The organism is Streptomyces sp. NPDC051172, assembly GCF_040682555.1.
Classification (GTDB): Bacteria; Actinomycetota; Actinomycetes; order Streptomycetales; family Streptomycetaceae; genus Streptomyces.
The window spans coordinates 12900-39345 of record NZ_JBFBBE010000044.1; the positions used below are offsets into that span (position 1 = coordinate 12900).

2 protein-coding genes are annotated in these 26446 nt (G+C 75.3%); both read left to right on the top strand.

What is annotated here, in order from left to right:
- The first annotated feature begins 3 nt into the window (after nt 1–3).
- Nucleotides 4–14787 (top strand): type I polyketide synthase, encoded by a 14784-nt coding sequence (locus AB0N07_RS25495; RefSeq protein WP_365838776.1) that lies wholly within the window; start codon nt 4–6, stop codon nt 14785–14787.
- 61 nt (nt 14788–14848) lie between these two features.
- Nucleotides 14849–26416: an SDR family NAD(P)-dependent oxidoreductase gene (locus tag AB0N07_RS25500; RefSeq protein WP_365838778.1), complete on the top strand. Its 11568-nt coding sequence runs from the start codon at nt 14849–14851 to the stop codon at nt 26414–26416.
- Nucleotides 26417–26446 lie beyond the last annotated feature (30 nt).

The following is a 26446-nucleotide window of genomic DNA, read 5'->3' on the forward strand; positions in this document are numbered from 1 at the left end:
ACCATGCCTGACGAACAGAAACTCCTCGACTACCTCAGGCGGGCCACCGCGGACCTCGGCGAGGCGCGACGCGAACTGCGCGAGGCCGAGGACGCCCGGCACGAGCCCATCGCGATCGTGGCCACCAGCTGCCGCTACCCCGGCGGCGCCGACACCCCCGAACGACTGTGGGACCTGGTCGCCGAGGGCCGGGACGCCATCTCCGAGTGGCCCACCGACCGAGGCTGGGACACCTCCGCCCTCTACGACCCCGACCCCGACCGCCCCGGCACCTCCTACACCCGGCACGGCGGATTCCTGCACGAGGCCGGGGAGTTCGACGCGGGCTTCTTCGGGATATCGCCGCGCGAGGCGCTGGCCACGGACCCACAGCAGCGGCTCTTGCTGGAGGCCTCCTGGGAGGCGCTGGAGCGCGCCGGCATGGATCCCGCCTCCCTGCGCTCCAGCCCCACCGGCGTGTTCATCGGCGCCATGACCAATGACTACGGCGACGACTCCCGCGACCGGCCCGACGTCCAGGGACTCCTGCACGCCGGCACCGCGGGCAGCGTGATCTCCGGCCGCGTCTCCTACACGCTCGGTCTGGAGGGGCCGGCGGTGACCGTGGACACGGCCTGTTCGTCCTCGCTGGTCGCCCTGCATCTGGCGGTACGGTCCCTCAGGTCCGGCGAGTGCGACCTCGCCCTAGCCGGCGGCGTCACCGTCATGCCCCACCCCGACCCCTTCGTCGCCTTCAGTCGCCAGCGCGCCCTGGCACCCGACGGCCGCTGCAAGGCCTTCGCCGACGGCGCCGACGGCACCTCCTGGTCCGAGGGGCTGGGCGTGCTCGTACTGGAGCGGCTGTCGGACGCACGGGCCGCCGGGCGCCGGGTGCTGGCCGTGGTGCGGGGCACAGCGGTCAACCAGGACGGGGCGAGCAACGGGCTGACGGCGCCCAGCGGTCCGGCGCAGCAGCGCGTGATCCGGGCGGCGCTCGCCGACGCCCGGTTGTCGGCGGGTGACGTGGACGTGGTCGAGGCGCACGGCACCGGGACCCGGCTGGGGGACCCGATCGAGGCGCAGGCGCTGCTCGCCACCTACGGGCGGCGGCGTGAACGGCCGCTCTGGCTGGGGTCGTTGAAGTCCAACATCGGCCACTCCTCGGCGGCGGCCGGGGTCGGCGGAGTGATCAAGATGGTGGAGGCGCTGCGGCACGGGGTGCTTCCGAAGACCCTGCACGTGGACGCCCCGTCGTCGCAGGTGGACTGGTCGGCGGGCGCGGTGGAGCTGCTGACCGAGGCACGGGACTGGCCGGCCGACGCGGACCGGCCGCGCCGCGCCGCCGTCTCCGGATTCGGGGTCAGCGGCACCAACGCCCATGTGATCGTCGAGGAGGCTCCGCGGGAGGAGGACGCCGAGCCCGTCGGGCAGGGCATGCCGCTCGCTGCTGTGCCGTGGGTCGTCTCGGCCCGTACCGAAGAGGCCCTGACGGCCCAGGCCGGGCGCCTGCTGGAGGCCCTGGACGACACGGTCGACACCGGTGCCGTCGCCCGGGCCCTGGCGACCACCCGCTCGGCCTTCGAGCACCGCGCCGTCGTCGTCGCCGACTCGGCGGACGGGTTCCGGGCCGGGCTCACCGCCCTGGCCACCGGGGGTACCTTCGCCGGGCTGGTGCAGGGCACGGTGCGCGCCTCGGGACGGGTCGCCTTCGTCTTCCCCGGACAGGGCGCCCAGTGGACCGGCATGGCCCGCGAACTCCTCGCCGCCGCACCGGTGTTCGCCGAGCGGATGGCCGCCTGCGAGGCGGCCCTCGCCCCGCACGTCGACTGGTCCCTCACGGAAGTCCTGGGCTCCGCCGCCGAGTTGGAGCGCGTGGACGTCGTCCAGCCGGCCCTCTTCGCGGTGATGGTGTCACTGGCCGCACTGTGGCGGGCGCACGGCGTCGAACCGGACGCCGTCCTCGGGCACAGCCAGGGCGAGATCGCCGCCGCCGTGGTCGCCGGGGCGGTGTCCCTTCAGGACGGCGCCAAGATCGTCGCCCTGCGCAGCCGCGCCCTCGTCGAGCTGGCCGGGCGCGGCGGCATGGCCGCGATACCGCTCGCGCCGGACGAGCTGACGGTTCATCTGGAGCGGTGGGAGGGCCGGCTGTCGGTCGCCGCCGTCAACGGCCCCGCCTCGGTGGTGGTGTCCGGCGACCCCGAAGCGGTCGACGGAATCGTGGCCGAACTCCAGGCAGCCGACATCCGCGCCCGCCGGATCCCCGTCGACTACGCCTCCCACAGCACGCACGTCGAGCAGATCCGCGAACGGCTCCTTCAGAGTCTTGCCGACATCAGCCCCACCACCGGGCAGATCCCGTTCTACTCCACCGTCGACCTGCGCTGGCAGGACACCGGCACCCTGGACGCCGACTACTGGTACCGCAACCTGCGGCAGACCGTACGGCTGGAGGAGGCCACCCGCGCCCTGCTCGCCGAGGGCTTCCGGTTCTTCGTCGAGTCCAGCCCGCACCCCGTGCTGACCGTGGCGATCGACCAGACCGCCGAGGCCGCACAGACCGACGCCGTCGCCGTCGGTACCCTCCGCCGCGACCAGGGCGGACCCGACCGCTTCCTGCTCTCCCTGGCCGAGGCCCACACCGGCGGCCTCGCCCCCGACTGGAACACCCTCTTCGCCGGCCTGCCGAGGCGGCCGGTCGGCCTGCCCACCTACGCCTTCCAGCGCGACCGGTACTGGCTGCAGCGCAAACCGGGCGACACCGGGCCCGGCACAGGCGCCACGTCGGACCCGCTGCAGGACGCCTTCTGGAGGAGCGTGCGGGAGCAGGACCTGACCGGGCTCGCCACGACCCTGGACGTCGACCCGCAGGCCCCGCTCTCCGCAGTCCTGCCCGCCCTGGCCGACTGGCGGACCCGCGGCGACGAGCAGGCCACCGTCGACTCCTGGCGCTACCGCGTCGAGTGGCGCCCGCTCGCCGACGTCCCGGCCGCACGCCCGGCCACCCTCGACGGCACCTGGCTCGTCGCCACCACGGAGGCGGTCGACGCGCACCCCTGCCTGAAGGCCCTGCGCGAGGCGGGCGCCGCCCCGGTGCCCGTGGTGCTCGGCGGCACCGGCACCCGAGCCGACCGCGCGGACGTCGCCGGCCGGCTGCGCCGGGCCGTCGAGGAGGCCGGCCCGGTCCGGGGCGTGCTGTCCCTGACCGGCCTGGACCAGCGGCCCTGCCCCGACCGCCCGCACCTCCCGCTCGGCACGGCGCTCACCCTGAGCCTGATCCAGGCCCTCGGCGACGCCGGCCTGGAGGCCCCCCTGTGGTGCGCCACCCGGGGGGCGGTGACCACCGGTCGCGGCGACGCCGTCACCGCTGCGGCCCAGTACCTGGTGTGGGGCCTGGGCCGGGTGGCCGCCCTGGAGCACCCGCAGCGCTGGGGCGGCCTCATCGACCTCCCCGAGGCACCCGACGCACGCTTTACGGCCCGCCTGTGCCGCGCCCTGGCCGGCTGGGACGGCGAGGACCAGATCGCGCTGCGCGCCGGCGGCGCCTACGTGCGGCGCCTGGTACGCAGCCGTACTGCTGCCCCCGCGGACCGCGGTGAGTGGCGGGCCCGGGGCACCGTCCTGGTCACCGGCGGCACCGGTGGCGTCGGCGCGCACCTGGCCAGGTGGCTGGCCGACCGCGGCGCCGAGCACTTGGTGCTGGTCGGCCGCCGGGGCATCGAGGCACCCGGCGCGGCCGAACTCGCCGACGCCCTCAGGACCGAGGGCACCAGGGTCACGGTCGCCGCCTGCGACGTCGCCGACCGCGACCGGCTGGCCGCACTCGTGCGGGAGCTGGAGGACGACGACGGCCCGATCACGACAGTCGTGCACGCCGCCGGCACCGGCCTGCTGGTCCCGCTCTGCGACACCGACCCCGAGGAGTTCGCCGAGACCCTGTACGCCAAGGTCGCCAGCGCCGCCAACCTCGACGCCCTCTTCGACCGGGACGGCCTCGACGCGTTCGTGCTGTTCTCCTCCATCTCCGGTGTCTGGGGCAGCGGCGACCACGGCGCCTACGCCTCGGCCAACGCCTACCTCGACGCGCTCGCCGACCAGCGGCGGACCAGGGGCCGCACGGCCACCTCGGTCGTCTGGGGCATCTGGGACCCCGAGGGCGGCGCCGGCATGGCCGCCAACCTGGTCGAGGAACAACTGCGCGGCCGGGGCATCCCGTTCATGCGGCCGGCGACCGCGCTGACCGCACTCGGCCAGGTCCTCGCCGACGATCCGGCCGTCGAACTCGTCACCGCCGTCGACTGGGACCGCTTCGCCCCCGTCTTCACCTCCGCCCGCCCCAGCCCCCTCATCGGCGACCTGCCGGACGTGCGCCGCGCCCTCGCCGAGGAGGGCGCGCCCCTGCCCGAAACCGAGGGCGGCACCTCCTCCCTCCGCGACCGGCTGACCCCGCTCGCCCCCGCCGAGCGCGACCGGCTGCTGACCGATCTCGTCCGCGAGCACGCCGCCGCCGTCCTGGGCCACGACACCGCCGACGCGGTCCAGCCCGACAGGGCCTTCCGCGAACTCGGCTTCGACTCCCTGACCGCCGTCGAGATGCGCAACCGGCTCAACACCGCCACCGGACTGCGGCTGCCGGTCACCGTCCTGTTCGACTACGCCAGCGCCACCGCCCTCGCCCGCCACGTGCGCGAGGAACTGCTCGGCCCCGACGCCCCGGCGGCGGCCCTCCCCGCCCACGTGGCCGCCGACCCCGACGACCCCATCGCCGTCGTCGCCATGGGCTGCCGCTATCCCGGCGACGTACGCACCCCCGAGGACCTGTGGCGGCTGGTCGAGGAGGGCCGCGACGCCGTCTCCGGACCGCCCGCCGACCGCGGTTGGGACCTCGACCGACTCTACGACACCGACCCGGACAGGGCCGGCACCACCTACAGCACCGACGGCGGGTTCCTGCACGACGCGGCCCGCTTCGACCCCGCCTTCTTCGGCATCTCGCCGCGCGAGGCCCTGGCCATGGACCCCCAGCAGCGCCTCCTGCTGGAGATCGCCTGGGAGACCCTGGAGCGCGCCCACATCGACCCCGCCACCCTGCGCGGCACCCAGGTCGGTGTCTTCACCGGCGCCGCCTACCAGGGCTACGGCGGACAGGGCGCCGTCCCCGACGAGGTGGAGGGCCACCTCATCGCCGGGATCTCCACCAGCGTCCTGTCCGGCCGCCTCGCCTACACCTTCGGCTGGGAAGGACCGGCCGTCACCGTCGACACCGCCTGCTCCTCCTCCCTGGTCGCCGTCCACCTGGCCGCCCAGGCACTCAGGTCGGGCGAGTGCACGCTGGCCCTCGCGGGCGGCGCCACCGTGCTGGGCACCCCGCTGTCCTTCACCGGCTTCAGCCGTCAGCGAGGCCTCGCGGCGGACGGCCGCTGCAAGTCCTTCGGCGCCGGCGCGGACGGCTTCGGCATCGCCGAAGGAGCCGGACTGCTCCTCCTCGAACGCCTCTCGGACGCACGCCGCAACGGACACCCGGTTCTGGCCCTCGTCCGCGGCTCGGCCGTCAACCAGGACGGCGCCAGCAACGGCCTCACCGCCCCCAGCGGACTCGCCCAGCAACGCGTCATCCGCAGCGCCCTGGCCTCGGCCGGCCTGACCGGCGCCGAGGTCGACGCCGTGGAGGCCCACGGCACCGGCACCCGGCTCGGTGACCCGATCGAGGCGCAGGCCCTGCTCGCCACCTACGGCCAGGACCGGCCCGCCGACCGGCCGCTGCTGCTCGGCTCCCTGAAGTCCAACATCGGCCACAGCCAGGCGGCCGCCGGTGTCGCCGGCATCATCAAGATGGTCCAGGCGATGCGCCACGGCGTCCTGCCCCGCACCCTGCACGCCGACGAACCCACACCCGACGTCGACTGGTCGGCGGGCGCGGTGGAACTCCTGACCCGGGCCAGGCCCTGGGAGGCGGACGGACACCCGCGCCGCGCCGGAGTCTCGTCGTTCGGCCTCAGCGGCACCAATGCACACGTCATCGTCGAGCAGGCCGAGGAACCCGCCGGGCACACCGACCGCCAACCACCCGTCGCGACCGCCTGGACCCTGTCGGGCCGCACCGAACAGGCACTGCGCGCCCAGGCGGAGCGCCTGTACGCCCACGCCACCGAACGGCCGGAACTGCGCCCGGCCGACATCGGCCTGACCCTGGCGACCGGACGCCCCGCGTTCGAGCACCGGGCTGTCGTCGTCGCCGCGGAACGCGACGGGCTCCTCGACGGCCTGGCCGCGCTCGCCGCCGGGCGGAGCCACTCCGCCGTGGTCCGGGGCACGGCCACCGCCCCCGGACGCACCGTCTTCGTCTTCCCCGGCCAGGGCTCCCAGTGGTCCACCATGGCCACCGAACTCCTCGACTGCGCGCCGGTCTTCGCCCAGAGCATCGCCGACTGCGAACGCGCCCTGGCCCCGTACGTGGACTGGTCACTGACCGACGTGCTGCGCGACGAGCCCGGCAGCCCGCCGCTGGAGCGCGTGGACGTGGTCCAGCCCGTGCTGTTCTCCGTGATGGTGTCGCTGGCCACGCTCTGGCGCTCGTACGGCGTCGAACCCGCCGCGGTCGTCGGACACAGCCAGGGCGAGATCGCCGCGGCCTGCGTCGCCGGGGCGCTGACCCTTGAGGACGCGGCGAAGGTCGTGGCCCTGCGGTCCCGCGCCCTGACCCCGCTGGTCGGGCACGGCACGATGCTGTTCGCCGCGCTGGCGGCCGACCGACTGCGCGAGCGCATCAGCGACTTCAGCGAGCGCGTAGCCGTCGCCGCCGTCAACGGACCCACGTCCGTGACCCTCTCCGGCGACCCCCGGGCCCTGGAGGAGATCGGCGAACGGCTGGCCGAGGACGGAGTGCTCAGCTGGAGCATCCCGGGCGTCACCTTCGCCGGCCACTCGCCCCAGGTGGATGCTCTGCGCACCGAGATCCTCGACGCGCTGGCCGACGTCACCCCGCGCGCCACGGACATCGCCTTCTGCTCCACCGTCACCGGCGGCCCGCTGGACCCGCTGGCCCTCGACGCCGGGTACTGGTACCGCAACCTGCGTGAACCGGTCGAATTCCAACGGGCCGTCACCTCGTTGACCACCGCCGGGTACGACACCTTCGTCGAGGCGAGCCCGCACCCCATGCTCACCGTCTGGCTCCAGCAGAACGTGGAAGCCGCGGGCGGGACCGGCTGCGTCACCGGCACCCTGCAGACCGGCGCGGGCGGCCTCGACCGCTTCCTGACCTCGCTCGCAGAGCCCTACGCCCGGGGCGTCCCCGTCGACTGGCGGCCCGCCTTCGAGGGCACCGGAGCCCGTCACACCGACCTGCCCACCTATGCCTTCCAACAGCAGCGGTACTGGCTCGACACCACCGCGGCCACGACCACCGCGCACACCGGGGCACCCGTGGACGCGTCGTTCTGGGACGCCGTCGAACGCCGGGACCTGCCCGCCGTCGCCGACACCCTGCGACTGCCCGAGGCCGACGAGGCGGCCCGCGCCGGCCTGGGCGGAGTGCTGCCGGCGCTCGCCGACTGGTGGCGCGACCGGCAGAGCCGTACCACGATCGACGGCTGGCGCCACCGCGTCGCCTGGAAGCCCCTCACCCTGGCATCCGGCACACCGGACCTCACCGGAACCTGGTGGGTGCTCGTCCCTGCCGCGGCCGCGAACCATCCCGTGACCGCGGGCGTCCTGCGGGCCCTGGGCCGGCACGGTGCCACCACCGTCACCGTGGAGCTCGCGCCCGACGGGACCGACCGTGACACTCTCACCGCCCGCCTGCGCACCCTGCGTGAATCCGGCGCCCCCGACGGGCTGCTGTCACTGGCCGCCCTGGCTCAGGAGCCGTACGCCACCGGCACGTCGCTGCCGGCCGGACTCGCTCTGACCACCTCCCTGCTCCAGGCACTCGGCGACGCCTCAATCGGGGCGCCCCTGTGGTGCGCGACCAGCGGGGCGGTCTCCGTCGGCCGCTCCGACACCCTCACCAGCCCGGTCCAGGCGACCGTCTGGGGACTGGGTGCGGTGGCGGGCGTGGAATACCCCGAGCGCTGGGGCGGCCTCATCGACCTGCCGCCCGAGCCCGACGACCGCAGCGGTGCCCGCCTGGCCGCGGTCCTCGCGGGCGCCGACGGCGAGGACCAGATCGCCATCCGCCCCTCCGGCGCCTTCGGCCGCAGGCTCGAACAGACGCCCCCCGCGCCGCAGACCGAGGCGACGCCCTGGGCGCCCAACGGCACGGTCCTGATCACCGGCGGCACCGGCGCGCTCGGCGCCCACGTCGCCCGCCGGCTCGCCTCCGACGGCACCCGGCACCTGCTGCTCACCAGCCGGCGGGGCCCCGACACGCCCGGCGCCGCGGCCCTGCTCCAGGAGCTCGCAGACCTGGGCGCCGAGGCCCGGGTCGTGGCCTGCGACGCCGCCGACCGCGACGCCCTCGCCGCACTGATCGCCGCCGTCCCGGACGACCGTCCGCTCACCGCCGTCGTGCACACCGCCGGCGTCCTCGACGACGGCGTCCTCGACACCCTCACCCCCGAGCGGACGGCCACCGTCCTGCGGCCCAAACTCGATGCCGCCCTCCACCTGGACGAACTCACCCGGGACCTGGACCTCACCGCCTTCGTGCTGTTCTCCTCGCTCGCCGGCACTCTCGGCGGTACCGGACAGGGCAGCTACGCCGCCGCCAACGCCTTCCTGGACGCCCTCGCCGAGCAGCGGCGCGCCCGGGGCCTGCCCGCCACCTCCGTCGCCTGGGGCCTGTGGGCAGGGGACAGCGCGGCGGGCGCCGCCAGTGAACAACTCGTCCGCAACGGCCTGCCCCCCATGCCGCCGGACCTAGCGCTCACCGCCCTCGGCGGGGCCCTGGCCGACGACGAGACCAGGCCCGTACTGTGCGCCTTCGCCTGGGAACGCTTCCTGCCCGCCTACACCGCGCTGCGTCCCAGCGCCCTGCTGCGTGACCTGCCCGCCGCCCGCACCCTCACCGTCGACACGACGGGCGCGGACGCGAACCCCCTGACCGGCCTTCCGGCGGCCGAACGGCTCACCGCACTCGAACACATCGTGCGCACCGAGGTCGCCGGCGTGCTCGGTTACCCGGACCCCGACGTGATCGAGGCCGACCGTGTCTTCAAGGACCTCGGCTTCGACTCCCTGACCGCCGTCGACCTGCGCAACCGGCTCGCCGAGGCGACCGGTCTGAGGCTGTCGGTGACCCTGGTCTTCGACCACCCGACCGTCACCGCCCTCGTCGAGCACATCCGCAGCGAACTGTGGGGCGCGGAGTCCGAGCCGGCCACCCCCGGTGCCCCTTCCGTCCCCGTTCCGGTCGACGACGACCCGATCGCCGTCGTCGCCATGAGCTGCCGCTTCCCGGGCGGCGTCACCACTCCCGAGGACCTGTGGCGCCTCGTGTCGGACGGCACCGACGCGATCTCCGCCTTCCCCACCGACCGCGGCTGGGACCTGGAGGAGCTCTACGACCCCGACCCGGACGCCGTCGGCCGCACCTACGCCCGCGAGGGCGGGTTCCTCTACGACGCCGACCGGTTCGACCCCGCCTTCTTCGGCATCTCGCCCCGTGAGGCCCTCGCCATCGACCCGCAGCAGCGCCTGCTGCTGGAGCTGGCCTGGGAGGCGTTCGAACGGGCCGGCATCGACCCGACGTCCCTGAAGGGCAGCCGCTCCGGGGTCTACGTCGGCTCCAGCTACCGCGACTACGGCTCCCGCGTCCAGCAGCCCACCGAGGAGATCGAGGGCTACCTCGGCATCGGCAGCGCGGGCAGCGTCGCCTCGGGACGCGTCGCCTATACGTTCGGCCTGGAGGGACCGGCGGTCACCGTCGACACGGCGTGCTCCTCCTCGCTCGTCGCAGTCCACCTCGCCGCACAGGCGCTGCGCGGCGGTGAGTGCTCCCTGGCCCTCGCCGGCGGCGTCACGGTGATGGCCAGGCCGGACGCGTTCATCGAGTTCAGCAGGCAGCGCGGCCTCGCGGCGGACGGCCGATGCAAGCCCTTCGCCGCAGCCGCCGACGGCACCGCGTGGGCCGAGGGCGCCGGCCTGGTCCTGCTGGAGCGGCTGTCGGACGCCCGCCGCAACGGGCACCCGGTGCTGGCCCTCGTACGGGGCTCGGCCGTCAACCAGGACGGCGCCAGCAACGGCCTCACCGCCCCCAACGGCCCTTCCCAGCAGCGCGTCATCCGTCAGGCGCTCGCCTCGGCCGGACTGACCGGCGCCGAGGTGGACGCGGTGGAGGCGCACGGCACCGGCACCCGGCTCGGTGACCCGATCGAGGCGCAGGCCCTGCTCGCCACCTACGGTCAGGAACGGTCCGCCGACCGGCCGCTGCTGCTCGGCTCGCTCAAGTCCAACATGGGCCACAGCCAGGCCGCGGCCGGCATCGCGGGCCTGCAGAAGATGGTCCTCGCCATGCGGCACGGCGTCCTGCCGCGCACCCTCCACGTCGACGCGCCGACCCCGTTCGTCGACTGGTCGGCGGGCGCGGTGTCGCTGCTGACCGAGGACACCGCCTGGCCGGACAACGGACATCCCCGCCGGGCCGCCGTCTCGTCGTTCGGCGTGAGCGGCACCAACGCGCACACGATCCTGGAACACGTCCCCGAGCCGGCCGAACCGGCCGAGGAGACAGGGAAGAGCACACAGGACGCCGGCACGGCCGTGCCCTGGCTGCTCTCGGCCCGCAGCACCGGCGCCCTGCGCGCCCAGGCCGAACGGCTCCTCGACCACCTCGACGCGCATCCCGGCCTCGCCGCCGCCGACATCGCCCGCACCCTGGCCACCGCCCGTGGCGCATTCGAACACCGCGCCGTGCTCGTCGGCGCGGACCGGGCCGCGCTCACCGGCGCGCTGCGCGCCCTCGCCCACGGGACGGACGGGCCCGGCGTGCTGCGCGGCACGGCCGTCACCGGAAAGACCGCTTTCCTGTTCTCCGGCCAGGGCAGCCAGCGGCCCGGCATGGCCGCCGGACTCTACGCCGGCCAACCCGTCTTCGCCGACGCCTTCGACGAGATGTGCGCCGTACTCGACCCGCTGCTCGAAAAGCCCCTGCGGGACATCGTGTTCGCACCCGCCGGATCCCCCGACGCGGCGCTGCTCGACCGCACGGAATACACCCAGCCCGCACTGTTCGCCGTGCACGTCGCCCTGTTCCGGCTGGCCGCCCACTGGGGGGTCGAGCCCGACCTGCTGTTCGGTCACTCCATCGGTGAGATCTCGGCCGCCCACGTGGCGGGTGTTCTGTCGGCGGCCGATGCAGCCGCTCTGGTCGCGGCCCGGGGCCGGCTCATGCAGGCTCTGCCCGAGGGCGGCGCCATGGTCGCGCTCACCGCCTCCGAGGCGGAGGTGCGGCCGCTGCTCGCCGACCACGCGGGCCGGGTCGCCCTGGCCGCGGTCAACGGCCCCGCCTCGGTCGTCGTCTCCGGTGCCGAGGACGCCGTCACGGACATCGCCGAGCGCTGGCAGGCAGCAGGCGGCAAGGCGCGGCGCCTGACGGTCAGCCACGCCTTCCACTCCCCGTTGATGGACGACATGCTCGACGAGTTCCGCCGGGTCGTCGACTCGCTCGACCTGCGGCCGCCCACCCTGCCGATCGTCTCCGACGTCACCGGCACCCTGGCCACCACGGAGCAGCTGACCTCGCCCGAGTACTGGGTACGGCACGTACGCGAGACGGTCCGCTTCCACGACGGCATGCGCACCCTCGCCGCCGAAGGCGCCGTGACGTACCTCGAACTCGGCCCGGACGGCTCGCTCAGCGCGATGGGCCGCGACTGCCTTCCCGAGCCGGCCGACCCGACCGTGGCCGGACCCCTGGTGCCCCTGCTGCGCAAGGACCGCCCCGACGACCACGCCGTCACCACCGCTCTCGGTCACCTGAGCGTGCGGGGTACGGCCGTGGACTGGCCGGCCGTGTTCCGTGGCACCCGAGCGCGGCTGGCCGACCTGCCCACGTACGCCTTCCAGCGCGAGCGGTACTGGCTGGAGGCCACCGCCCCGGCCGGCGGTGCGACCGCCCTCGGCCTCCAGTCGGCCGACCACCCGCTGCTGGGCGCGGCCGTCCCGCTCGCCGACTCGGACGGGTACCTGTTCACCAGCCGGATCTCGCTGCACACCCACCCCTGGCTGGCCGACCACCGGATCTACGGCACCGTCCTCGTCCCCGCCACCGCCCTGCTCGAACTCGCCCTGCGGGCCGGCGACGAGGCCGGCTGCGACCAGATCGACGAACTCGTTCTGCAGGCCCCGCTGGTGCTGCCCGAGCGGGGCGCTGTGACCCTCCAGATCACGGTCGGCGCGCCCGACGCCTCCGCCGCCCGCCCGTTCTCCGTGCACTCCCGGCCGGCCGACGGGCCCTGGGTCCGCCACGCCGACGGCCTGCTCTCCGCCGCGTCCGCCGCTCCGCCCGAGCCCCTCACCGAGTGGCCGCCGCAGGGCGCCGTACCCGTCGCCCTGGACGGGCTGTACGAACAGTCCGCCGAGGACGGCTTCGGCTACGGCCCCGCCTTCCAGGGGTTGCGGTCGGTGTGGCGCGCGGGCGACGAGGTGTACGCCGAGGCGGAACTCCCGTCCGGCACCCGGGCCGACGCGGCCCGCTTCGGACTGCACCCCGCCCTGCTGGACAGCGCCCTGCACGCGCTCGCCTTCGGTGTCCTCGACGGCACCGACCAGGGCTGGCTGCCCTTTTCCTTCAACGAAGTGCGCCTGCACGCCACGGGCGCCACCGCCCTGCGCATCCGGCTGCGCCCCGCGGGCCGCGACGCGATGGCCGTCCTGGTCACCGACCCCGCGGGGCGCCCGGTCGCCGACGTCGGCTCCCTGCGCCTGCGTCCGGTCGCGCCCGACCAGGTGGCCGCCGCCCGCTCCGGCCACCACGACGACCTCTATCGGGTCGAGTGGCCGACGGCGCCCGCGTCGGCACCGGTCGCCCCGGACGACGGCTGGGCGCTCGTCGCGCAGGAGCCCGCCCACGGCATCACCCGCACTGCCGCGGGCCCGGCCGGGCTCGCCCGCGAGGTCTCCGACGGGGCCGTACGGCCCGGTTTCGTCCTCGTGGCCGCCCCGGTCCCGGCGGCCGGCGTGGGCCAGACCGAGGCCGTGCGCCAGGTCACCGGACGCACCCTCGCCCTGGTCCAGGAGTGGCTCGCCGAGGAGGCGCTGAGCGGTGCCGCCCTCGTCCTGCTCACCCGGAACGCGGTCGTCACCGGCCCCGGCGACGACGCACCGGACCCGGTCCAGGCCGCCGTCTGGGGCCTGGTGCGCTCGGCGCAGACCGAGAACCCGGGACGGTTCGTCCTCGTCGACCTCGACGGCACCGAAGCCTCCGACACGGCGCTCGCCGCCGCGGTCGCCACGGGCGAACCCCAGCTGGCGCTGCGCGACGGCCGGGTCCACCTGGCCCGGCTCGCGCACGTCCCCGACACGGGACAGCGCGACGCCCCGGACTTCGGCTCCGGCACAGTTCTGATCACCGGCGGCACGGGAGCCATCGGCGCCGTGATCGCCCGTCACCTCGCCACCGAGCACGGTGTACGGCACCTGCTGCTCACCAGCCGGCGCGGACCTGCGGCCGAGGACGCCGCAGAGCTCGTCGCCGGCCTGGCGGAACGGGGAGCCGAGGCCGAGGTCGTGGCCTGCGACGCCGCCGACCGGGACGCGCTCGCGGCGCTGCTGGCCCGCATCCCCGCCGACCGGCCCCTGACGGCGGTCGTCCACGCGGCGGGCGTGATCGCGGACGGCGTCGTCGACGCGATGACCCAGCAGCAGCTCGACACCGCGCTGCGGCCCAAGGCTGACGCCGCCTGGAACCTGCACGAACTGACGTCGGACGCCGACCTGTCGGCCTTCGTGCTGTTCTCCTCCATCGCCGGCGTCTTCGGCGGCATGGGGCAGGGCAACTACGCCGCCGCCAACGCCTACCTGGACGCCCTCGCCCAGCTCCGGCGCTCGCTCGGGCTGCCCGCCGCATCACTGGCCTGGGGCCTGTGGGCCAACAAGGGCGGCATGAGCGGCGGCCTGGACGAGGCGGACTTCCGGCGCATCGCCCGCGGCGGCATCCTCGCCTTCCCGCCCGACGAGGGCGCCCGCCTGTTCGACGCCGCGCTCGCCACCGGTGAGCCCGCGCTGCTGCCCCTGCGCCTGGACACCGCCGCGCTCGCCGCCCAGTCCGGTCCGGGCGGCGTACCGGCCCTGCTGCGCGGACTCGTCCGCGCGCCTGCCCGCCGCACCGCCGCCTCCGGTGACTCGCCCGCGCCCGAGGCGGCGGAGGCGCTGCGCCGCACCCTCGCCGGTCAGACCGAGACCCAGCGGACCCGGACCCTGCTGGACCTGGTGCGCACCCACGCCGCCACCGTTCTCGGACACTCCGGGCCCGGCTCCGTGGACGCCGAACGAGGCCTGCTGGACCTGGGCTTCGACTCGCTCACCGCCGTCGAACTGCGCAACCGGCTCGGCGCGGCCTCGGGGCTGCGGCTCCCGGCCACCCTGCTCTTCGACCACCCGACCTCGGCGGCCATCGCGGCCCACCTCGCCACCGAACTCCTCCCCGAGACACCCGAGGCCGCCGCGGGCGCCTCCACCGGCCTGGCCGAACTGGGCCTGCTGGAGGCGGCCCTCGCAGGCGCGGATCCAAGTCCGGAACTGCTCGCCCGGCTCCAGACCCTGGTCACCACGTTGCGGCCGCCGGCCGGCGAGACGGCCGAGGACCGTCTCGACCTGGCCACCGACGACGACCTCTTCGACTTCATCGACAACGAGCTGGGCACGTCGTGACCGGCCGACCCGCATCCGCGACCCCACGACCCCCCGCCTCACGCTCGAAGGACGGTGCCCAGTGACGGACGGCACGGTGAACGACGACAAGCTCCGCGCGTACCTCAAGCGGGTCGCCGCCGACCTGCACAGCACCCGGCGGCAGCTGGAGGAGGCGGAGGCCCGGCAGCACGAGCCTGTCGCCGTCGTCGGCATGGCCTGCCGCTACCCGGGCCGGGTCGCCTCACCCGAGGATCTGTGGAACCTGGTGGCCACCGGCACCGACGCGATCGCCGGATTCCCCGAGGACCGCGGCTGGGACGTCCCGGCGCTGCACGACCCCGCCCGCGAGCGGCCGGGCACCACCTACGCCGCCGAGGGCGGCTTCCTGACCGGCGCCGCCGACTTCGACCCCGCCTTCTTCGGCATCTCCCCGCGCGAGGCCCTGGCGATGGACCCGCAGCAGCGGCTCCTGCTGGAGACCACCTGGGAGGCGTTCGAACGGGCCGGTGTCGACCCGGCCGGGCTGCGCGGAAGCGACACCGGTGTGTTCGTCGGCGTCATGTACCAGGACTACGCCCTGCGCCTGCGCCAGGTGCCGGAGGACATCCAGGGATACATCGGCAACGGCACCTCGGACAGCGTCGCCTCCGGGCGCCTCGCCTACACCTTCGGACTTCAGGGCCCCGCCGTCACGGTCGACACCGCCTGCTCGTCCTCCCTGGTCGCCCTGCACCTCGCCTGCCAGTCGCTGCGGCGGCAGGAGTGCGGTCTGGCTCTGGCGGGCGGTGCGATGGTGATGTCGACGCCGGTGCCGTTCGTGGAGATGAGCCGTCAGGGCGGACTCGCCTCCGACGGACGCAGCAAGTCCTTCGCCGCCGAGGCCGACGGCACCGGCTGGGGCGAGGGCGTCGGCATGCTCCTGCTCGAACGCCTCTCGGACGCCCGCCGCAACGGCCACCCCGTGCTGGCCGTCGTCCGCGGTACCGCCGTCAACCAGGACGGCGCCAGCAGCCGTCTGACCGCCCCCAACGGGCCCGCCCAGCAGAGGGTCATCCGGCGTGCCCTCGCCGACGCGCGACTCGCCCCGGCCGAGGTCGACGTCGTCGAGGGGCACGGCACCGGCACCCCCCTCGGGGACCCCATCGAGGCCCAGGCGCTACTGGCCACCTACGGACGCGAGCGTGAACGGCCGCTGCTGCTGGGCTCGCTGAAGTCCAACCTGGGCCACACCCAGGCCGCCGCCGGCGTGGGCGGGATCATCAAGATGGTCATGGCCATGCGGCACGGCACCGTACCGCCCACCCTCCACGCCGAGCGGCCCACCCAGGCCGTCGACTGGTCCTCCGGCGCCGTCCGACTGGTCACCGAGGCCGCACCCTGGCCGCCGACGGGAGCCCCGCGCCGTGCCGCCGTCTCCTCCTTCGGCATCAGCGGCACCAACGGGCACGTCATCCTCGAACAGGGTGACCCTGTCGACCCGGGCACGCCCGCCGCCGACACCGGCCTCCCGGTGCCCCTGCCCGTCTCCGCCCGCAGCGGCGACGGCCTGCGTGCCCAGGCCCGGCAGCTCGCCGCCCATCTGGCGGCCCGCCCCGAGCAGTCCCTCGCCGCCGTGGGCCACGCCCTGGCCACCGGGCGGGCCGCACTGGAGCACCGGGCCCTCGTCGTCGCCGCCGACCGCGACACGGCCGTGGACACCCTGAACACCCTCGCCGAGGACCACCGTTCGCACCCCGGTACCGGCGGCGACATCGCTTTCGTCTTCCCCGGCCAGGGCTCCCAGTGGACCGGCATGGCCGCGGCCCTCCTCGACACCGAGCCCGTCTTCCGCGACCGCATGGCCGCCTGCGCCGACGCCCTCGCGCCGCACGTCGACTTCTCGCTCGACGAGATGATCCGCGGCACGCCGGGCGCGCCCGGTCTCGACCGGGTGGACGTCGTCCAGCCCGCCCTGTTCGCCGTGATGGTGTCCCTCGCCGCGCTCTGGCGCTCCTACGGCGTCGAACCGGCCGCCGTCGCCGGACACAGCCAGGGCGAGATCGCCGCCGCCGTCGTCGCCGGGGCCCTGTCCCTTGAGGACGGCGCGGCCGTGGTCGCGCTGCGCAGCCGCGCGCTGCGGACGCTCGCCGGACAGGGCGGCATGGCCTCCGTGCCCCTCCCGGTGGACGAGGTGCGCGCGCTGCTCGCGGACCGCGGCGACGGACTGTCGCTCGCCGCCGTCAACGGGCCCGCCTCGGCGGTGGTCTGCGGAGGCGACGCTGCCCTGGACGCCTTCCTCGCCGACCTCACCGCACGTGACCTGCGCGTGCGGCGCATCCCCGTCGACTACGCCTCGCACGGCCCGCACGTCGAACGCATCCGCGACGAGGTGCTCCGCCTGCTGGACGGCATCCGCCCCCGCACGGCCGACATCCCCTTCCACTCCACCGTCACCGGAGAGCCGGTCGACGGGCAACTGCTGACCGCGGACTACTGGTACCGCAACCTGCGCACCACGGTGGAGTTCGAACACGCCACCCGGGGACTGCTCGCCGCAGGCCACCGGATCCTCCTGGAAGTCAGCCCCCACCCGGTCCTCACCCTCGCGATGGAGGACACGGCCCGCGCGGCCGGTGCCGAGGACACCGTCGTCACCGGCACCCTGCGCCGGGACGACGGCGGCCGGGACCGGTTCCTCGCCGCCGCAGGCGAGCTCTACGCGGCCGGCACGGCCGTCGACTGGACCGCGGCCCACACCGGCCCGGCCCCCGAGCGCGTCGACCTGCCCACCTACCCCTTCCAGCGCCGCCGGTACTGGCTGGAGGACACCTCGGCACCCCAGGGCGACGTGACCTCCGCCGGCCTCACCGCCGCCGACCACCCACTGCTCGGCGCAGTGGTCTCCCTCGCCGACGGCACGGGCCAGGTGCTCACCGGACGTCTGTCCATCCACACCCACCCCTGGCTCGCCGACCACACGGTGGGGGACAGCGCCCTGCTGCCCGGCACCGCCTTCCTCGAACTCGCCGTCGCCGCCGCCGACCAGGTGGGCTGCGGCCAGGTCGAGGAACTCACCCTGCACGCTCCGCTGCGCCTGCCGCAGACGGGCGGCGTCGCCATCCAGCTGACCGTCGGCGCACCGGACGACGAGGGCCGCCGCCCGCTGACCGTGCACTCGCGGCCCGACGACAACGACGCCGACGCCGACGAGTGGACCCCGCACGCCACCGGCGTCCTGTCCGCCGCCCCCGCGGCGCCGGCCGAACCGCTGACGCACTGGCCGCCGCCCGGCGCCGAACCGGTCGACATCACCGGGATCTACGAGCGGTTCGCAGCGGGCGGCTTCGCCTACGGACCGGTCTTCCAGGGCCTGAACGCCGTATGGCGCCTGGAGGAGGAGTACTTCGCCGAGGCGAGCCTCCCGGACGACCGGCACAGCGACGCCGGCCGCTTCGGACTGCATCCCGCCCTGCTGGACAGCGCCCTGCACACCACCGGCCTGATCGGCGCGGGCGGCGGCCGGATGCCGTTCACCTGGACCGGGGCCGCCCTGCACGCCCAGGGCGCGACCCGCCTGCGCCTGCGGATCACCCCGACCGGCCAGGACAGCATGGCGCTGTACGCCTACGACCCGGCCGGACAGCCCGTCCTGTCCGTGGCCTCCCTCGGCCTGCGCCCGGCCGCCCCCGACGCGCTGCGGGGCCCGGCACGCCACCACGACTCGCTCTTCCACCTGGACTGGACGCTGCTCGCCCCGGCGACCGGCCCGGCCCGCGCCCGGTGGGCACGCCTCACCGAGTCCCGGGACGCGGACTTCGTCCTGGCCGAACTCGCCCCCGCCGACGACACCCACCGCGCTGTGCACGATGCGCTCGCCCTGCTCCAGGAGTGGCTCGCCGACGAGCGCCGGGCGGACTCCCGGCTGGTGCTGATCACCCGGTCAGCCGTGGCCGTGCACTCCGGCGACGACGTCGCCGACCTGCCGCTGAGCGCCGTCTGGGGGCTTGTGCGCTCCGCCCAGTCCGAGCACCCCGGCCGCTTCCACCTCGTCGACACCGACCGGGCGGACACCGACCCGGCCGCCCTGGTCGCCGTACTGGAAACCCACGACGAACCGCAGCTGGCCCTGCGGGACGGCCGCTGGCTCGCACCGCGCCTGACCCGGACCCCGGCACGGGACGACGACCGGGCGCCCACCCTGGACCCCGACGGCACGGTGCTGATCACCGGCGGCACCGGCCTCATCGGCGGCCATGTCGCCCGCCACCTGGTCCGTCACCATGGAGTGCGGCATCTGCTGCTCGCCGGCCGCAGCGGGCCCGACGCTCCCGGCGCAGCGGAACTGCGCCACGAACTCGCCGCCCTCGGCGCCGACGCGCGGATCCTCGCCTGCGACGCGGCCGACCCCGGACAACTGGCCGAGCTGCTGGCCGGCGTACCCGCGGGCCACCCGCTGACGGCCGTGTTCCACGCTGCGGGAGTTCTCGACGACGGCGTGATCGAATCCCTCACACCGGACCGCGTCGACGCCGTGCTGCGACCGAAGACCGACGCGGCGCTCACCCTGCACCGCCTCACCGAGGACCACGACCTCGCCGCCTTCGTGCTCTTCTCCTCCGCGGCCGGCACGTTCGGTGGCCCCGGGCAGGGCAACTACGCCGCCGCCAACGCCTTCCTCGACGGCCTCGCCCACCACCGGCGCGCCCGCGGCCTGGCCGGGCAGTCGATCTCCTGGACCCTGTGGGAGCAGCGCAGCGCCATGACCGGCCACCTCGGGGACGAGGAGGTCCGCCGCATCGAGCGCTCCGGCATGCGCCCCCTCACCGTCGACCAGGGCCTGGCGCTGCTCGACAGCGCGATCACCGTCGACGCGCCGCACCTGGTCGCGCTGCGTCTGGACACCGCCGCACTGCGCGGCCGGACCGCCGCCGACCCCGTGCCCCGGCTGCTGCACGGCCTGGTCCGTACCCAGGTGCGCCCGCAGGCCGCCACCGACGGCCCCGGCAGCGACGACAGGACGGCGCTGAGCCGCCGGCTCGCCGCACTGGACGGCCCCGGGCGCCGACGCGAACTGCTGGACCTGGTCCGCGAACAGGTCGCCGCCGTCCTCGGCCACGCCTCCGGGCAGGCCGTCGAGTCCGGGCGTGCGTTCCGCGACCTCGGCTTCGACTCGCTGGCCGCCGTCCAGCTGCGCAACCGGCTCGGCACCGCCACCGGGCTGCGGCTGCCCGCCACCCTGGTCTTCGACCACCCCAACCCCGAGGCCCTCGCCGCCCGCCTCGACGAGGAGCTGACCGGCACGGCCGACACGCCCGCCGCCCCCGCCCCCCGGGCCGCGACGGACGAAGACCTCATCGCCGTCGTCGCCATGGGCTGCCGCTACCCGGGAGGCGTCCGTTCCCCGGAGGACCTGTGGGACCTCGTGGCCGCCGGCACCGACGGCATCGCCGCCTTCCCCGCCGACCGGGGCTGGGACCTCGACAACCTCTACGACCCCGACGGTGGACGCCACGGCACGACGTACGTGCGCGAAGGCGGATTCCTCGACGCGGCCGCCGAGTTCGATGCGGGCTTCTTCGGGATCTCCCCGCGTGAGGCGCTGGCCATGGATCCGCAGCAGCGGCTGCTGCTGGAGACGTCCTGGGAGGCGCTGGAGCGAGCGGGCATCGACCCGGCCACCCTGCGCGCCACACCGACGGGCGTGTTCGTCGGCGTCATGCACCAGGACTACGCGGCCCGACTGCTGCCCCACATCCCCGAGGAGGTCGAGGGCTTCCTGGGCGCCGGCAACTCGGGCAGCGTCCTGTCCGGCCGGGTCAGCTACACGCTCGGTCTGGAGGGTCCGGCGGTGACGGTGGACACGGCGTGCTCGTCCTCGCTGGTCGCCCTGCATCTGGCGGTACGGGCCCTCAGGTCCGGCGAGTGCACCCTCGCGCTGGCGGGCGGCGTCACCGTCATGTCCAGCCCCGAGCTGTTCGTGGAGTTCAGCAGGCAGCGCGGCCTGGCCTCCGACGGCCGCTGCAAGGCCTTCGCCGACGCCGCCGACGGCACCGGCTTCGGCGAGGGCGTCGGTGTCGTCGTACTGGAGCGGCTGTCGGACGCACGGGCGGCCGGGCGCCGGGTGCTGGCGGTGGTGCGCGGGTCGGCGGTGAACCAGGACGGGGCCAGCAACGGCCTGACCGCCCCCAGCGGTCCGGCTCAACAGCGGGTCATCCGGGCCGCGTTGGCCGACGCCCGGTTGTCGCCGCAGGACGTGGACGTCGTCGAGGGGCACGGTACGGGGACCCGGCTGGGGGACCCGATCGAGGCGCAGGCGCTGCTGGCCACTTACGGACGGGATCGCGAACAGCCGCTGTATCTCGGGTCGTTGAAGTCGAACATCGGGCACACCTCGGCGGCAGCCGGAGTGGGCGGCGTGATCAAGATGGTCCAGGCGCTGCGGCACCGGCTGCTCCCGAAGACCCTGCACGTGGACGCGCCGTCGTCACAGGTCGACTGGCCGGCGGGCGCGGTGGAGCTGCTGACCGACGCGCGGGAATGGTCCGTCGACACCGGCCGGCCGCGGCGCGCCGCCGTCTCCTCGTTCGGCATGAGCGGCACCAACGCCCATCTCGTGCTGGAACAGTCCCCGGATCCCGAACCTCCCGTGGAGACGGGCCCGGACGGGCCGCCCGTCCCCTGGACCGTCTCGGGCCACACCCCCGAAGCCCTCCGAGCCCAGGCGGAACTCCTCGCCGCCTACGCCGAGAGCCACCCCGAAGCCGACCTCGCAGCCGTCGGCCGTACCCTCGCCACCGGCCGCGCCCGGCACGAGCACCGGGCCGTCCTCGTCGGCGACCGCGAGCGACTGACCGCCGGACTGCGCGCCCTGGCCGACGGCAGCCCCTGGCCCCGCACGGCCCAGGGCGTCGCGGGAGCGGTCGGCCGTACCGTCTTCGTCTTCCCGGGCCAGGGCGCCCAGTGGGCCGGCATGGCGCTCGAACTCCTGGACACCTGCCCCGCGTTCGCCTCGGCCCTCGCCGACTGCCAGGCGGCCCTCGCCCCGCACGTGGACTGGTCCCTGACCGAAGTCCTCGGCAGCGCGGCCGAGTTGGAACGCGTCGACGTCGTCCAGCCGGCCCTCTTCGCCGTGATGGTCTCCCTCGCCGCGGCCTGGCGGGCCTACGGCGTCGAGCCGGACGCCGTCCTCGGGCACAGCCAGGGTGAGATCGCCGCCGCCGTGGTCGCCGGGGCGCTCTCCCTTCAGGACGGAGCCAAGGTCGTCGCCCTGCGCAGCAGGCTGCTGCGGGACTTCGCCGGCCGTGGCGGCATGGCATCCGTGGCCCTGCCCGCCGACCGTACCGCCGAGCTGCTGGCGAACTGGGGCGAGCGGCTGTCCGTCGCCGCCGTCAACGGCCCGCGCTCCACCGTGGTAGCGGGCGAGGCGGCAGCCCTGGCCGAACTCCTCACCGAGTGCGAGGCCGACGGCGTCCGCGCCCGGCGGATCGAGGTCGACTACGCCTCCCACTCCGCCGAGATGGACCCCTTGCGCACACAACTCCACGACGCGCTGTCCGGGTTGCGCCCCGCACAGGCCCGTATCCGCATGTACTCCACCCTGGAAGCCGACTGGCTCGAAGGCCCCGAACTCGACGCCGACTACTGGTTCCGCAACCTGCGCGGCACCGTCCGGTTCGCACCGGCCGTCCAGGCGCTCGCCGAGGCCGGGTTCACCACATTCGTGGAGACCAGCCCGCACCCCGTGCTCACCGCCGCAGTCCAGGAAGCGCTGGACGAGACCGAGGGCGGCCTCGTCGTCGGCTCCCTGCGCCGCGACGACGGCGGCCTCGACCGGCTGCTGCTGTCGCTCGGCGAGGCCCACGTCCAGGGCCTGCCCGTCGACTGGTCCACCTCCCTTCCCGGCAGCGGCGCCCCGGCCGCCGACCTGCCCACCTACGCCTTCCAGCGCACCCGCTACTGGCTGGACGTCCCCGTCCGCAGCGGCGACGTGGCCACCGCCGGACTCGGCGCCACCGGCCACCCCCTGCTGGGCGCGTCCGTCGACCTCGCCCGCTCCGGCGAACACCTGCTCACCGGACGCCTCTCGGCCCGCGCCCATCCCTGGCTCACGGACCACGTCGTCTCCGGACTGAACCTGCTGCCCGGCACCGCGTTCCTGGAACTCGCCCTGCGCGCCGCCGACGAGGCCGGCAGCGCCGCCGTCGAGGAACTCACCCTCCAGACACCGCTGGTCCTGCCCGAGCGCGACGGCGTCCACGTGCAACTGCGGGTCGGGCCCCCCGAGGACGACGGCAGCCGCACCTTCGGCCTGTACGCCCGCCCCGAAGGCGACCCGGGCACCGAATGGACCCCGCACGCCACCGGCACCCTCGGTCCGGGCGACCGTCCGGCCGCTCCGGTCGCTCCTGCGGCCTGGCCGCCGCCGGGAGCCGAACCCGTCGACCTGACCGGCGTCTACGACCGCTTCGCCGAAGCCGGGTACGCCTACGGCCCTGCCTTCCGCGGCCTGCGCGCCGCCTGGCGCCACGGCACCGACGTCTACGCCGAGATCGCCCTCGACCAGCAGTCCGACGCCGCCCGCTACCTGGTGCACCCGGCTCTCCTCGACGGCGCCCTCCAGGCCTCCGCGCTGCTCGCCGGGCAGGACGGCCGGGCCCGGCTGCCGTTCTCCTGGTCCGGCGTCGAGGTGCACGCCGCCGGCGCCGCCGCGCTGCGCATCCGGATCGGATCCGCCGCGCCCGACACGGTCACCCTCGACGCCTGGGACCCGGCGGGTGAGCCCGTCCTGTCCGCCGAGTCACTGCTCCTGCGCCCGCTGACCCCGGGGGCGCTGACGCCTGCCGTCGGCCGGGACGGGCTGTACCGGTTGGAGTGGACACCGGTCCCCACCGACGGGCCCGAGGCCGTGGACCCGGCGGTGCTCGACGACGCCCTCCTCGCGCGCCTCGCGGACCGTGCCGACGAGGTGCCCGCGCTCCTGGTGTGGTTCTGCCCCGCCGAGACCGGTGCCGGGGCGGTCCGTACGCTCACCGGCCATGCCCTGGACCTCGTCCGCCGCTGGGGCACCGAACCCGCCCTCGCCGAGGCCCGCCTCGCGGTCGTCACCCGCCACGCCGTCTCCACCGCCCTCGGCACCCCCGCGCCCGACCCGGCGCAAGCGGCGGTGTGGGGCCTCGTACGCGCCGCCCAGACCGAACACCCGGACCGTTTCGTGCTGGTGGACCTGGACGGCACCACCGCCTCCGAGGAGGCCCTGCCCCGGGCGCTCGCCACCGGGGAGACCCAGTTCGCGCTGCGCGACGGCGCCGTGCTCGCTCCGCGGCTAGCCCGGGCCGGCCGGGACGACGCCCTCGCACCTCCGGCCGACGACGCTGCCTGGCACCTGGCCGTCACCGGCGACGGCAGCCTCGACGGCCTCGCCCTGCTGCCCGCCCCGCACGCCCACGCCCCCCTGGCCGAGGGCGAGGTGCGGATCGCCGTCCGCGCGGCCGGCCTCAACTTCCGGGACGTCGCCATCAGCCTCGGCCTCGTCCCCGACCAGCGCGTCCTGGGCAGCGAGGGCGCCGGGGTGGTCCTGGAGACCGGGCCCGGGGTCGGCGACCTGGCCCCCGGCGACCGCGTGTTCGGCGTCTTCGGCGCCGCCTTCGGCCCGGTCGCCGTCGCGGACCGCCGCACCGTCGTCGCGATGCCCGCCGGTTGGTCCTTCGCCCGGGCCGCCGCCGTACCCGTCGCCTTCCTCACCGCCCACTACGGCCTGTTCGACCTCGGCGGTCTGCGGGCGGGGGAGAAGGTCGTGGTGCACTCCGCCGGCGGCGGTGTCGGCATGGCTGCCGTGCAGCTCGCCCGGCACGCGGGCGCCGAGGTGTACGGCACGGCGAGTCCCGGAAAGTGGGACACCCTGCGTGCGCTCGGCCTCGACGACGAGCACATCGCCTCCTCGCGCACCCTGGACTTCGAGTCCCGCTTCCTGGCCGCCACCGACGGGCGGGGCGCCGACCTCGTCCTGGACTGTCTGGCCCGGGAGTTCGTGGACGCGTCACTGCGCCTGCTGCCTCGCGGCGGACGCTTCCTGGAGATGGGCAAGACCGACATCCGCGACGCGGACGCCGTGGCAGCCGCCCACCCCGGAGTCCGTTACCAGGCGTACGACCTCGCCGAGGCCGGCCCGGAACGGATCGGCGAGCTGCTGCGGCACCTCGTCGACCTGTTCGACGACGGAGCCCTCACCCCGCTGCCACTCACCTGCTGGGACGTACGCCGGGCCCCCGAGGCGTTCCGGCACGTGAGCCAGGCCCGGCACACCGGCAAGAACGTCCTGCTGCTGCCCGGCACCCCCGACCCGGACGGCACCGTCCTCATCACCGGCGGCACCGGCACGCTCGGCCGCCTCGTCGCCCGGCACCTCGTCACCGAACACGGCATGCGGCACCTGCTGCTGACCAGCCGCAGCGGCCTCGACGCGCCCGGCGCGAGCGAACTGCGCGACGAACTCGCGGCCCTCGGCGCCGAGATACGGATCGCCGCCTGCGACGCCGCCGACCGAGACGGCCTCGCCGCCGTCCTCGCCGAGACCGCCGCCCCGCTCACCGCCGTCGTGCACGCCGCCGGCGTCCTCGACGACGCCCTGGTCGACTCCCTCACCCCCGAACACCTCGAGAAGGTGCTGCGTCCCAAGACCGACGCCGCGTTCGTCCTGCACGAACTGACCCGGGACAGCGACCTGGCCGCCTTCGTGCTCTTCTCCTCCGGCTCCGCCCTCTTCGGCGGGGCGGGACAGGCCAACTACGCGGCCGCCAACGCCGCCCTGGACGCACTCGCCCGGCGGCGCCGCACCGAGGGCCTGCCGGGGCTGTCGATCGCCTGGGGCATGTGGGAGGAGCGCACGGGCATGACCCGGCACCTGGGCGAGGCCGACCTCACCAGGATGAACCGCAGCGGTGTCACCCCGCTCGCCTCCGCCGAGGGCCTCGCCCTGTTCGACCGCGCCCTCGCCTTGGACCACGACTACCTGCTGGCCGCCCGGATCGACACGGCCGCGCTGCGCGCGGGCACCCAGGAGATCCCGCCGCTGCTGGCGGGCCTGGTCCGCGCCCCGCGCCGGCGCGCCGCCGCCGAGGCGGCCCCGGGCCGGGCCGCCGACGACCTGATGACGCGGCTGAGCGGGCTGTCCGAGACGGACACCCACCGAGCCCTCCTCGACCTCGTGCGCAGCCACGCCGCCGCCGTCCTCGGCCACACCTCGGCCGAACGGGTCCAGCAGGGCCGCCCCTTCAAGGACCTCGGCTTCGACTCCCTCACCGGGGTCGAACTGCGCAACCGGCTCTCCGCCGCGACCGGTGTGCGGCTGCCTGCCGGCCTGGTCTTCGACCACCCCACCCCCGAGGCGCTGGCCCGCCACATCGGCACGGCCGTCGGCGAGCGCACCCGCCCGGCCCGGCCGGCCACGTCGCCGGCCGAACTCGACCGGTTCCTGGAACGCCTCGCGGGGCTGCCACCGGAGGCCCCCGAGCGTGACCTGCTGGCCCGGCGCCTGCGCGAGGCCCTCACCGCCCTGGAGGCCTCCGCCCCGCAGGGCGGAACCGACGGCGAGGTCACCGCCGCGAACATCGCGTCCGCCACGGACGACGAGATCTTCCACCTCATCGACAACCAGCTGGGCATCTCGTGACGCCCCGGATCCACGTACCACTGCTTCCAG